Source organism: Actinomadura sp. NBRC 104425 (genome assembly GCF_030269545.1).
Lineage (GTDB): Bacteria > Actinomycetota > Actinomycetes > Streptosporangiales > Streptosporangiaceae > Spirillospora > Spirillospora keratinilytica.
The window spans coordinates 14136-27328 of the sequence record NZ_BSTN01000031.1 but is presented as its reverse complement, the minus strand read 5'-3'; the positions used below and the strand labels follow the sequence as shown (position 1 = coordinate 27328).

Genomic DNA, 13193 nt, shown 5'->3' with positions numbered 1-13193 from the left:
CGCCCCGGGTCCCGCGCCCCGTCCACCGGTCCGGAAGCCGGACCGATTCGGCACATCGGGGGTTGATCGAGGGGAGACAGCAACGTTGAAAGGCGACATCGGACGCGGATTGAGGCGCGGCACCGCGCTTGCGGCCGCCGCCGTCCTGGCCGCCGGGACGGTCGCCGTGCCGTCCGCCCAGGCGCGGGAACGGGCGCCCGGGGAGGAACTGACCACGACGACCAGGCTGGCGGACCGGCGCTCCGTCGTCATCGGCGACCGGTTCTACGCCATGTCCACCGCCGACGGGCTCTACCCGGCGTCCGGATGGCACATCACCGGAGAGATGGGCGGGTTCTGGACGCCGCCCATCAAACTGCTCGACGGCGTGTGGTTCGGCGTGGACGGCGCCTGGCTCGGCAAGCAGGCCCGCGCGGAAGGCCACACCGTCGGATACGGCTACACCCGCACCCGCTACGCCGCGACCGGCGGGGTGCGCGTCGAACGCACCGACGTGGTGCCCGACGGGCTGCGCGCCGGCCTGATCGGCCTGACGTTCCGCGCCGACGAGGACCGCACCGTCCGGCTCGACGTCGACGCCCACTCCGAGCTGATGACCGCCTACCCGTGGGGCGGCACCACCCCGAACCAGAGCGCGTACAACCTGCCGGACACCGGCGCCTACGAGGACGGCGCCCTCGTCTTCCGCGAACGCGGCAAGCCGCAGGTGCCCGACGCGTCCGAACACGACTTCGCCGCGCTCGTCGCCGCCGACCGCAGCCCCGCCTCGCACCGGCTCGGGTCCGGGTACCGCGGCCCGCAGGACCCGGCCGTCGTCTGCCCCGCCAACGGCACCGCGCCGGACCGGTGCGACGACTCGGAGTTCGGCAAGGGCACCGGCGGGCGGCTGACCTACGACGTGCGGGTGCCCGCCGGACGCGACGTCACCGTGTGGGTGGCCGTCGCCGGATCCGACCGCGGCGACGGACAGGCCCGTGCGGCGCTGCGGTCGGCGCTGCGCGACCCCGCCGGCCTGCTGGCCCGCAAGAAGGCCGCCCGCCGCGCCGTCGCCGCCAACACCGTCGTCGACCTGCCCGGCGACCGGCTGCTGCAGCGCAGCGTCGAATGGAGCAAGCAGAACCTGGCCGACTCCGTGCAGGAGGCGCGCGACCTGCGCGTCCGCGTCACCCGCGAGGGCAAGCAGTACCCGGCGGCCAAGGGGACGGTCGCCACGGCCCGCTGGCTGGGCGCCGGATGGCCCGACTACCCCTGGCTGTTCGGCACCGACGGCGAGTACACCGCGTTCGCGTCCGTCGCCGCCGGGCAGTTCGACGCCGTCAAGGCGCACCTGCGCGCGCTGCGCGACACCAGCGAGATCGCCAACGACCGCAGCGGCAAGGTGGTGCACGAGGTGGTCTCCGACGGGTCGGTGTACTTCGGTGCCGACGGCGACGCGGGCAACACCGACGAGACCGCCAAGTTCCCCAGCGCCGTGGCCCTGGTGTGGCGGTGGACGGGAGACCGCCGCTTCCTGGACGACCTGTACGACTTCACCGTCCGCAACATGCGGTACGTCGTCGGCAGGCTGGACGAGGACGGCGACGGCTGGCCGGAGGGGCTCGGCAACGTCGAGCGCAGCGGCATGGGCGTCGAAAAGCTCGACAACGCCGTCTACACCATCCGCGGCCTGCGCGACCTGGCCGACATGGCCCGCGCCGAGAACGACACCGCCACGGCGCGGTGGGCCGACGAACGCGCCGCCCGCATGGAGAAGGAGTTCGACAGCACCTGGTGGAAGGGCGGCGACACCGGCCAGTACGCCGACTCCATCGACGACCCGGACGACCCGGCCGACGACAACACCAAGCTGTTCCAGCGGCACTGGATCGGCGTGACCCCGATGGACGCCATGCTCGTCCGCCCCGGCCAGGTCACCCGGCCGCTCGCCGGCGACGAACGCGCCCGCACCGCCCTGGCCAAGCGCGAGGAGCCCTGCTACACCGGCGACAACGGCCTGTACCACACCGGCACGGGCCCGACCTCGGCGGACGGCGGCAACAAGGGCCCGTCCTGCGACAGCGCGGTCTCCGGCGTGCAGAGCGAACGCGTCGTCTACTCGCTCGGCAACGGCATCATGGCCACCGCCGAGGGCAACTACGGACGGCTCGCCCAGCAGCGCCGCTACACCGACGCCAACGCCCGCATCCAGCTCGACCCGGACCTGTGGGAGATGCCGGGTGCCATGCCGGAGATCGCGGCCAGCCCCGACTTCAGCCCGGCCAACATCGACCGCAAGCTCACCGACCGCTCCATGGTGCTGCAGGCGTGGGGCGCGTACGGGACGCTGTGGCCGGTCGTGCGGCAGCAGCTCGGCGTCGACCCCGACATGGGGCGGGCGCGGCTGGAGGTCGTCCCGCAGATCCCGCCGGGCCAGTCCCGGATCTCGGGCCGCTCCATCCGGGTCGGCTCCGGCTCGGTCGACGTCACCGCCGAGTCCCGCGGCCGGACGCTGCGCACCGTGGTGAACACGGCGCGGCTCGGCGGCGCCGCCCTGCGGATCGGCCAGGTGCTGCCGTCCGGAGCAAAGGTCGCGTCCGTCACCCTCGACGGCCGCCGCGTCTCCGCCACCGTGCGCCGCACCGCGCGCGGCGACGAGGTCGTCGTGGACGCCGGGGCGCGGCGCGGCACCGCCACCCTTGTGATCACCCTGCGCTGACCGACGGGAGGTCCCCTTGCCCCAGTCCGCCCAGCCCGCCGTCCATGAGCACATCACCTGCGTGGCGGCCCCGGCGATCTGGCTGTCGCCGCCGAGCGGCCAGGTCGCCGGCGGCGTCGACGGCCTGTACGTCGCCGAGCGCCGCGTGCTGTCGCGCCTCGTGGTGACCGTGAACGGACGCGAGCCCGAGCCGGTCGAGGCGAGGCCGCACGGCGCGAACGGCGCCCGGTTCACCGCGTCCGCCGGGGCGCTGTCCGTCGAACGGGTCCGTGCCGCCGCCCCCGACGGCGGCACGGAACGGATCACCCTGCGCAACACCGGGGACGCCCCGGCCGCCGCGTCCCTGCGGATCGCGGCGGCCGGGGACCTGGCGTCCATCAGCGCCGTGCGGTCCGGCGGCGACCCCGGCCTGCCGGAGACGCCGCTGGAGGACGGCACCGACTGGACCGGGCCGGACGGCCACCGGGTCCGCCTGGACGGCCGCACGCACGCCGACGTGACGCTCGCGCCGGGGGAGTCGTTCACCGCCACCGTCACCGTCCGCGCCACGCCCCCGGACACGCCCGGGTTCCGCCCGGCGCCGCCGCCCGGCCCGGCACCGTGGGCGGACGCGCCGCTGGCCGTCCGGTCGGGCGACGAACGCCTCGATCGGCTCGTCGCCCAGGGCGTCGCCGACCTGGGCGCGCTGCTGCTGGCCCACGACGGCGACATCTACTGCGCCGCCGGAAGCCCCTGGTACCTGACCCTCTTCGGCCGCGACGCGCTGTGGACGGCGCGGCTGGCGCTCCCGCTCGGCTACGAGCTGGCCGCCGGGACGCTGCGCGTGCTGGCCCGCCACCAGGGCGTGCGCCGCGACCCGGTCACCGAGGAGGCGCCCGGCAAGATCCCGCACGAGCTGCGTCCCGCCGACGCCACCACCTGGCTACCGCCGGTCTACTACGGCTCGGTCGACGCGACGCCCCTGTTCGTCGTCACGCTCGCCGAGGCCCGCCGCTGGGGCATGCCCGACGACGAGGTCGCCGCCCTGCTGCCCGCCGCGGAACGCGCACTGGAATGGCTCGGCACGTTCGACGGCGGGTTCGTCTCCTATGTGGGGTCTGCCGACCGGCTGTCCAACCAGGGGTGGAAGGACTCCGGCGACGGCATCCAGCACGCCGACGGGCGTCTTGCCCGGCCGCCGGTCGCGCTGTCGGAGGTGCAGGCGTACTCCTACCAGGCCGCCGTGCTCGGCGCCGACCTGCTGGACGCCTTCGGCCGGCCCGGCGCGGACCGCTGGCGCCGCTGGGCCGCCGACCTGGCCGAACGGTTCCGCGCCCGGTTCTGGGTGGACGACGCCGCGGGCGGCTACCCGGCGATCGCGCTGGACGGCGACGGCCGCCCCGTCGACGGCGTGGCGTCCAACCTCGGCCACCTGCTCGGCACCGGCCTGCTCACCGCCGCCGAGGAGGCGAAGGTCGCGGCGCGGCTGCCCGAGCTGGACTCCGGGTGGGGCCTGCGGACGCTGACCCCGGACGCCGCCGGGTTCGACCCGCTGTCCTACCACCTGGGGTCGGTGTGGCCGCACGACACCGCCATCGCGATCCTCGGCCTGGTGCGCTCCGGGCATCCCGAGGTCGCGGTGCGGCTGGCGCGCGGCCTGATCGGCGCCGCCCCCGCGTTCGGCCACCGGCTGCCCGAGCTGTTCGGCGGGCAGGACTCCACTGCGCCGCCGGTGCCGTACCCGACGGCGTGCAGCCCGCAGGCGTGGGCGGCCGCCGTGTCGCCGGCGCTGGTCACGGCGCTGCTCGGCCTGGACGTCGACGTCCCGGCCGGACGCATCGCGCTGGCGCCCGTGCCCGGGTTCGGGGAACTGTCGGCCGACAACATCCGCGTGGGCCGGTCCGCGCTGTCGGTCCGGGTGGCCGGTGACGGCCGCGCCTGCGTCACCGGCCTCCCGTCCGGCATGGCGGCCTCGATCCGCGAGAGGACCTGACGCGGCGCGGCTACCCGGCCGCGCCGCAGTGGTCGAGCGCGAAGGCCGCCAGCGTCTGCGCGGCGACGGCGACCTCGTCCAGGGACACGCATTCGTCCGGGCCGTGCATGCGGGCCACGTCACCGGGCCCGTACTGCACGGCCGGGATGCCGCCGAGCCCGGTGATCAGCCGCAGGTCGCTGCCGTAGGGGGCGCCCCACACCTGCGGGGCGCCGCCGGTCACGCGGGTGTGCGCGGCGCCCAGCCGGTCCAGCAGCCCGCCGTCGTCGGCGGGCAGGCGCGCGGAGGCGAACCGGCCGCCCCACCACTCGACCTGCACCGGGTGCTCCGACAGCCAGTCGTCGGCGGCGCAGGCGTCCGCGACCGCCTGCTCCAGCGCCTGCCTGGCCGCACGTTCGGATTCGCCGAGGGCGACGCCCATCCGGCCCTCGGCCACCAGGTCGCCGGGCACGGTGGACGGCCAGTCGCCCGCCCGCACCGTCCCGATCTCGATGGCGTACGGCAGGTCCCAGCGCCGCATCAGCGGATCGACGTCGGCGTTGCGGCGCCGCTCCAGGTCGCGCAGCGCGGCGTAGACCGGCCAGAACCGCTCCACCGCGCTGACCCCGCTGCCGCGGCGGGCGGCGTGCGCGGCGCGGCCCCGAACGCGCAGCCGGAACGTCAGCGCGCCGGCGTTGGCGGGCACGACGTCCAGCCCGGTCGGCTCGGGGATGACGCACGCGTCGGCGCGCCAGCCGCGGCGCAGCAGGGCGTAGGAGCCGAGGCCGCCGTCCTCCTCGCCGGCCACGCACGCGACGAGCACGTCGCCGCGCGGCCGGGCGCGGCGCAGCGCCCGCACCGCGAACAGCGCGGCGACCAGCCCGCCCTTCATGTCGCAGGCGCCGCGCCCGTACAGCAGGTCCCCTGCGACGCGGCCGCCGAACGGGTCCTCACTCCACGCGCCGGGGTCGCCGGGCGGGACGACGTCGACGTGGGCGTTGAGCATCAGCGAGCGTCCGCCGCCGGTGCCGGGCAGGCGGCCGACCAGCCCGGACGCCCGGGTGCGCGGCACCTCGGCGCCGGGGAAGGCGTCCTCGTCGGTGACCGCGGCCACGTCGATCGGCCAGTGGTCGACCTCCAGGCCCTCGTCGCGCATCCACCCGGCCAGGAACTGCTGGATCTCGACCTCGGCGGCCGACCCGCCGACGCTGGGGATCCGGACGAGCCCGGCCAGCAGCTCGGCCATGGCGCCGGTCTCGCCGCGCAGCGCCTCGACGGCGCCGGTCACGGCTGCGCGGTGAGGTAGCCGCCCATGGTGCGGAAGTACTCGGTGGCGGGCAGCTCGGTGCCGTCGTCGGTGCGGACCCGCTCGATGACCAGGCCGCGGCTGCGGCCGCGGCGCGCCTCCGCCCCCGCGACGATGACCACGCCGTCGCCCTCGCGAATGAACACCCGCCCGGGGGTGCCGCCGTAGATGCCCTTGGACACCGACGCCTTCAGCACGCGCACCCGCTCGCCCTTGTAGTAGGTGAACGCGTTGGGGTACGGGTCGGACTGCGCGCGGACGAGGCGTTCGATGTCCTCGGCGGGCCAGGTCCAGTCGATGCGGCTGTCCTCGATGGAGCGCTTGTGGAAGAAGCTGGCCTTCGAGCGGTCCTGCGGGGTGAAGTCGGTGCGCCCGGAGGCGATGAGGTCGAGCGCCTCGGCGACGATGGGGCCGATCAGGTCGACGGTGCGGTGGAACAGGTCGGTGGCGGTGTCGGTGGGGCCGACCGGGACGGCCCGCTGCACCACGATGTCGCCGGCGTCCAGCTCCTCGTTCATCATGTGCGCGGTGACCCCCACCTCCTTCTCGCCGTTGATGAGCGCCCAGATGATGGGGGAGAAGCCCGCGTAGGCGGGCAGCAGCGAGTCGTGGATGTTGAGGGTGCCGTGCCGCGGCAGGGTGAAGATCCGCGGCGGGATCCAGGTGCGCCAGTTGTTGGCGACGATCAGGTCGGGGTCGGCCTCCTTGAGCCGGGTCATCAGCTCCTCGTCGTCCGGGCGGTTGCGCAGCAGCACCGGGACGCCGTGCTCGGCGGCCAGGTCGGCGACGGAGTCGTCCCAGATCTTCTCGTAGGCGTGGTCGCTCTTGGGGTGGGTGACGACGAGGACGACGTCGTGCTCGGACTCCAGCAGCGCCTGGAGCGTGCGGTGCCCCCACGTCTGGTAGCCGAACATCACGACCCGCATGTGGCCTCCTTGTGCCGGGGATCAGGGAAGGTTAGGCTCGCCTCAATTAGGTGAGGCTAACCTAATCAGTCCGCGCAAATCCATCTGTCGGATCTTGGAAAGGTGCCCCTACATGCCCCCCTCGGACGCGCACGTCCACGATCTCGTCGGCATCGGCTTCGGCCCGTCCAACCTGGCCCTGGCGATCGCGCTGCGCGAGCGGCACGAGCGCACAGGCCAGGCGGTCGACGCGGTGTTCCTGGACAAGCAACCGGCGTTCGGCTGGCATCGCGGCATGCTCATCGAGGGCGCGACCATGCAGGTGTCCTTCCTGAAGGATCTGGTCACCATGCGCAACCCGGCCAGCCGCTTCGGCTTCCTCAGCTATCTGCACGAGCGCGGCCGGCTGGCCGACTTCATCAACCACAAGACGCTGTTCCCCTCCCGCGCGGAGTTCCACGACTACCTGGAGTGGGCCGCGGCCGCCTTCGCCGACCAGGTCGAGTACGGCTCGGAGGTCGTCGCCGTCACCCCCGTCGTCGTCGGCGGCGCCGTGGAGTACCTCGACGTGGTGGTCCGGCAGGGCGGCTGCTCCGACGAGCTCACCACGCGGCGCGCCCGCAACCTGGTCGTCGCCGCTGGCCTGGAGCCGGTGCTGCCCGACGGCGCCGTCACCGGCGAGCGGATCTGGCACAGCGGGGAACTGCTCGACCGCGTGTCGGGCCTGCGCGACCCGCGCCGCCTGGTGGTGGTCGGCGCCGGGCAGAGCGGTGCCGAGGTCACCGACTACCTGCACCGCACGTTCACCGACGCCGAGGTGTGCACGGTGTTCGCCAGGTACGGCTTCACGCCCGCCGACGACAGCTCGTTCGCCAACCGCATCTTCGACCCCGGGGCCGTCGACCACTTCTTCACCGCCCCCGAGGAGGTGAAGCGGACGCTGATGGACTACCACCGCTCCACCAACTACTCCGTCGTCGACCTGGAGCTCATCGACGAGCTGTACCGGCGGCACTACCAGGAGAAGGTGCAGGGCAGGGAGCGGCTGCGCATCATGAACACCTCCCGCGTGACCGACGTGGAGGCCGACGCGTCGACGGTGCGCGTCACGGTCGAGTTCCTGCCGACCGGCGAGCGCACCGTCCTGGAGGCCGACGCGCTGGTCTACGCGACCGGATACCGGCCCTGCGACCCGCTGACACTGCTGGGCGAGGCGGGCGAGTACTGCGTGCGGCGCCCCGAGGGCGGTCTGCGTGTGGAACGCGACTACCGCATCGCCACCACGTCCGCGATGCGCTGCGGCCTGTACCTGCAGGGCGCCACCGAGCACACGCACGGGATCGGCTCGACCCTGCTGTCCAACACCGCCGTCCGGGCCGGGGAGATCGCCGACTCGGTGGCCGAGCGGCTCAGCGGCCTGCACCGCGACTCCTACGCCGTGCACAACTGACCAGCCGGCCCGGTCGCAACGGTGAGCAGGGGGGAGAGGGCCGTGTCGGAGGTGTGCTGGTGAAGCGGGAAGACGACGCCCCGGTGCCGTCGGCGACGCTGCCGGAGATGTTCTGCGAACGCGTCCGGCTGGACCCGGACGCGGTGGCGCTGGTCTACGAGGACGAGGAGCTCACCTACGCCGAACTGGCCGCCCGCGCCGCCGCCTCCTCCGGCACCGGCCGGCCCGCGCTCGCCCCCGCCGAAACGCGGCCCGCCGAGCCGCCGCTGTCGTTCGCGCAGCGCCGACTGTGGATGATCGAGCAGCTCACGCCCTCGGCCGCCTACAACTACCCGCTGGTGATGCGGTTGCGCGGCGCATTCGACGCGGACGCCTTCCGCGCCGCCCTCACCGACGTGACGGCCCGGCACGAGGCGCTGCGCACGCTCATCGCCGAACACGAGGGCCGCCCGTACCAGCGGATCGTGCCGGCCGAGGACGCCCGACCCGAGTTCGACGTCGTGGCCGCCGGCGAGGCGGAGCTCGACGGGGTGCTGGCCGACGTGCTGGGCCGCCGCTTCGACCTGTCGTCGGAGCTGCCGCTGCGCGCCACCGTCATCCGGCTGGCCGACGACGAGCACGTCGTGGCGCTGGTGCTGCACCACATCACCACCGACGAATGGTCCGAGGGGCCGTTCCTGCGCGACCTGTCCACCGCCTACGCCGCCCGCACCGCCGGACGCGCACCCGGATGGGAGCCGCTGCCCGTCCAGTACGTCGACTACACGCTGTGGCAGCGGGACATGCTCGGCGACCGGTCCGATCCCGCAAGCCTGGCCGCACGCCAGCTCGCCTACTGGCGCGAGACGCTGGACGGCGCGCCCGAACGCCTGGAACTGCCCACCGACCGCCCGTACCCGGCGCGGTCGAGCATGTCCGGCGGTGAACTGACCGTCGAGCTGGACCCGGACACCACCGCCGCCCTGCGCCGGATCGCCCGGCGCGGCGGCGCCACCATGTTCATGGTGTGCCACGCGGCGGTCGCCGCGCTGCTGCACCGCCTCGGCGCCGGGGACGACCTGCCGCTCGGCGCGCCGGTCTCCGGACGCGCCGACGGGGCCCTGGACGACCTGGTCGGCATCTTCGGCAACACGCTGGTGCTGCGCACCGACGTGTCCGGCGACCCCACGTTCGCCGAGCTGCTCGCCCGCGTCCGGGAGACGGACCTGGCCGCGTTCTCCCACCAGGACGTGCCGTTCGAGGCCGTGGTGGAGGAGCTGAACCCGGTCCGCTCGGCCGACCGCAACCCGCTGTTCCAGGTCATGGTCGGCTACCGCAACCGCCCGTCCGCCGGGTTCGCCCTTGCCGGGCTGGACACGCGGCCCGAGCCGGTCCGGGCCCGCACGGCCGAGTTCGACCTGGTGTTCGGCTTCGCCGAGCACGGCCCGGACGGCGGCCTGGCGTGCGTGCTGGAGTACCGCTGCGACCTGTTCGACCGGGCGACCGTCGCGACGCTGGGGGAGCGGCTCACCCGCCTGCTGGCGGCCGCGGCCGCCGACCCGTCGGTGCGCGTCGCCGACATCGACCTGCTGACCGGCGGCGAACGCGAACACGTCCTCGCCGGCTTCAACCGCACCGACCGGATGGTGCCGGAGCTGACCCTCCCCGAGATGTTCCAGCGGTGCGCCGCCGAGCGGCCCGGCGCCGTCGCCGTCGTCGACGGCGCCCGCACCGTCACCTACGCCGAACTCGACGCGCTGTCGGACCGCATGGCCCGGCTGCTGTCCCTGTACGGAGTGGGCGCCGAGAGCGTCGTCGGGGTGGCGGTGCCGCGCTCGGTGGAGACGGTCGCGGTGATGCTGGCCGCCAACAAGCTCGGCGCGGCGTTCCTGCCGCTCGACCTGGCCCACCCGGCCGACCGCCTCGCCTGCATGCTGGCCGACGCGCGCGCCGCGGCCGTCGTGGTGACCGAGCAGGTCGCGGGCAAGGTGCCGCAGGTCGACGGCGTGCGGCCGGTGGTGCTGGACGATCCCGAGGTCGCCGCCGAACTGGCGGAGATCGAACCCGGCGGGGACGACCTGCCGTGGGTGGCGCTCGACCAGGCCGCCTACGTGATCTACACGTCCGGGTCGACGGGGCGGCCCAAGGGCGTCGTCGTCCCGCACGAGGGCATCGGCAGCCTGGTGGCCACCGCCGTGGACCGCTTGGGCCTGACCCGCGACAGCCGCGTGCTGCAGTTCGCCTCCACCGGCTTCGACGTGGCGGTCTTCGAGCTGACGATGGCGCTGTGCCACGGCGGGCGGCTGGTGCTCGTCCCGGACGCCGCCCGCGCCCCGGGCCGCGAGCTGACCGACTTCATGACCGAGCAGGGCATCACCCATGCCATCCTGCCGCCGTCGCTGGTCGCCGCCCTGCCCCCCGATTGCGTCCCGCCCGAGGGCGCCACCGTGCTGGTCGGCACCGAGACCGTCCCGCCGGACGTGGTCGCGCGCTGGGCCGGGCATCTGCGGCTGCTGGCGGCCTACGGGCTGACCGAGGCCACGGTGAACTCCACGCTGTGGCCGGCCGAGCCCGGCTGGTCGGGCGGCGCGGTGCCGATCGGCGCGCCCGACCCCAACACCCAGGTGTTCGTCCTGGACGAGCGGCTGCGTCCGGTGCCGCCCGGCGTGCCCGGCGAGCTGTACATCAGCGGACGCGGGCTCGCCCGCGGCTACCTGGGGCGCCCCGGCCTCACCGCGGAGCGGTTCGTGGCGTGCCCGTTCGGGCTGCCCGGCGCCCGCATGTACCGCACCGGCGACCGCGCCCGCTGGCGCCGGGACGGCACCCTCGACCTCCTCGGCCGCGCCGACGACCAGGTGAAGATCCGCGGGTACCGCATCGAACCCGGCGAGGTCGCCGCGGCCCTGACCCGCCACCCGGACGTGCGGCAGGCCGCCGTCGTCGCCGACCGCGGCGGCCGGGACACCCGCCTGATCGGCTACGCGGTGCCGGAGGACGGCGCGCCGCCCCTCGACCCGGCCGCGCTCCGCGCCCACGTCGCGACGCTGCTGCCCGACGACATGGTCCCGGCGGCCGTGGTGGTGCTGGACGGGCCGCTGCCGCTCACCCCGAACGGCAAGCTCGACCGCCGCGCGCTGCCCGCCCCCGACCGGCCGGTGCCGACCGGGGCGGCCCGGCCGGCGACCGCGCTGCAGCGGACGCTGGCCGCCCTGTTCGCCGAGGTCCTGGACGTGCCCGAGGTCGGCGTCCACGACGGCTTCTTCGAGCTGGGCGGCCACTTTCTGTCGGCGATGCGGCTGCTCGGCCGGATCCGCGCGACGCTGGACGCCGGCCTCACCCTGCGCGAGGTGTTCGACGCGCCCACGGTCGCCGCTCTGGCCGAACGCCTCGACCGCGACCGCGGCGAGCAGCACGCGCGGCCGCCGCTGGTGCCCGCCGAGCCGCGCCCGGAGGCCGTCCCGCTCGCCCCGCCGCAGGAGTGGCACCGCGCCCGCCACCGGCAGGGCACCGGCACCGCGTACGACATGGCGTTCGCGTACCGGCCCGCCGACGGGCTCGACCGCGCGGCCGTCGCCGCGGCGCTCGCCGACCTCGCCGAGCGGCACGAGCCGCTGCGCACCGTCGCCGCCGAGCACGGCCACCGCGGCGCCGCCCTGGAACTGCAGGAGCACCAGGTCGCCGACCTGGACGCGGGCCTTCGGGCGCTGGCCGCCGAGGAGGCCGACCTGGACGGGCGGCCGCCGCTGCGGGCCTGCCTGGTCACCGGCCCCGCGGGCGCGCGGGCGCTGCTGCTGGCGATGCACCACATCGGCGTGGACGAGTGGTCGCTCGTGCCGCTGTTCCGCGACTTCACCATCGCCTACCGGGCGCGGCTGCGCGGCGACGCCCCGGCCTGGACGCCCCTGCCCGTCGGCTACAGCGACTACACGCAGTGGGCGCATCACATCGTCGCACGGGTCGAGCAACGGCAGCTGGCGTACTGGTGCGACGCCCTGGACGGCATGCCGCGCCGCGTCCCGCTGCCCTACGACCGGCAGCCGGCCGCCGACCACCGCCCCCGCGGCGACCACCTGGAGTTCGCACTCGACCCCGACCTGCACGAGGCGGTCGACGCGCTCGCCGCGCGCACCCGGACCGGCATGTTCATGGTGATCCAGGCCGCGTTCGCCGCGCTGCTCACCCGGCACGGCGCGGGCACGGACCTGCCGATCGCCGCCCAGGTCGCGGGCCGCGACGAGGCCGCCCTGGCCGACCTGGTCGGCTGCTTCGCCAACATCGTCGTGCTGCGCACCCGCACGGGCGGCGACCCGGAGTTCACCGAGCTGCTGGCGCGGGTGCGCGACACCGACCTGGCCGCGTTCGACCGGCAGGACGTGCCGTTCGCCCGCGTGGCGGCCGCGCTCGGCCTGGCGGCGCCCCAGGTGATGGTGGTGCACCACGAGGCGCCCGCCGACGAGCGGGTGACCGCGTTCCAGCACGTCCCGACCGGCGCGCTCACCGCCGAGCTGACGCTGGCCCTCTACGAACCGCACGGCCCCGGCCCGGTGGACTGCCTGCTGCGCTACGACGCGGGGCTGTTCGACCGCGCGACCGTCCAGGCCTTGGCCGACGAACTGATCGACATTCTGAGGAGGAGCACCCGATGAGCACCAACCCGTTCGAGGACCCCGAGGGCCGCTTCTACGTCCTGGTCAACGACGAGGGCCAGCACTCGCTGTGGCCGTCGTTCGCCGACGTGCCCGCCGGCTGGACGGTCGTGTTCGGCGAGGACTCCCGGGACGCCTGCCTGGCCTACGTGGAGGAGAACTGGACCGACCTGCGGCCCCGCAGCCTCGTCGAGGCCATGGAGGGCTGACCGGCGCGGCTTTGCGGCACGGGCCCCGCGGCGCGGTCCTTGTGGGCGGCCC

7 protein-coding genes are annotated in these 13193 nt (G+C 74.9%); 5 read left to right on the top strand and 2 right to left on the bottom strand.

Annotated features, from left to right (window positions below):
* Positions 1-85: 85 nt before the first annotated feature.
* Together QSK22_RS29305 and QSK22_RS29300 are read left to right on the top strand one after the other, a co-directional pair.
* Complete coding sequence (locus QSK22_RS29305) at positions 86-2695, top strand: glucosidase family protein (protein ID WP_285497676.1); 2610 nt, start codon at positions 86-88, stop codon at positions 2693-2695.
* Between the two features lie 16 nt (positions 2696-2711).
* A complete protein-coding gene (locus QSK22_RS29300) occupies positions 2712-4667 on the top strand; it encodes a glycogen debranching N-terminal domain-containing protein (RefSeq protein WP_285497675.1) in 1956 nt (651 codons plus the stop codon).
* 10 nt (positions 4668-4677) lie between these two features.
* Here QSK22_RS29300 and QSK22_RS29295 read toward each other — a convergent pair whose 3' ends face one another.
* Positions 4678-5934, bottom strand: coding sequence for an ArgE/DapE family deacylase (locus QSK22_RS29295; RefSeq protein ID WP_285497674.1), 1257 nt, complete (start codon positions 5932-5934; stop codon positions 4678-4680).
* Complete coding sequence (locus QSK22_RS29290) at positions 5931-6878, bottom strand: methionyl-tRNA formyltransferase (protein ID WP_285497671.1); 948 nt, start codon at positions 6876-6878, stop codon at positions 5931-5933. Before QSK22_RS29290 ends, QSK22_RS29295 begins: the two co-directional genes overlap by 4 nt.
* Before the next feature lie 112 nt (positions 6879-6990).
* Between QSK22_RS29290 and QSK22_RS29285 the strand changes: the two genes are divergently transcribed.
* The 3 genes from QSK22_RS29285 to QSK22_RS29275 are packed head-to-tail and all read left to right on the top strand — an operon-like array spanning position 6991 to position 13141.
* Complete coding sequence (locus tag QSK22_RS29285) at positions 6991-8307, top strand: lysine N(6)-hydroxylase/L-ornithine N(5)-oxygenase family protein (RefSeq protein WP_285497670.1); 1317 nt, start codon at positions 6991-6993, stop codon at positions 8305-8307.
* A gap of 59 nt (positions 8308-8366) precedes the next feature.
* Complete coding sequence (locus QSK22_RS29280) at positions 8367-12932, top strand: non-ribosomal peptide synthetase (protein WP_285497669.1); 4566 nt, start codon at positions 8367-8369, stop codon at positions 12930-12932.
* Positions 12929-13141, top strand: a complete 213-nt coding sequence (locus QSK22_RS29275) for an MbtH family protein (RefSeq protein WP_285497668.1) — start codon at positions 12929-12931, stop codon at positions 13139-13141. The genes QSK22_RS29280 and QSK22_RS29275 overlap by 4 nt, the downstream gene beginning before the upstream one ends.
* Positions 13142-13193: the final 52 nt, after the last annotated feature.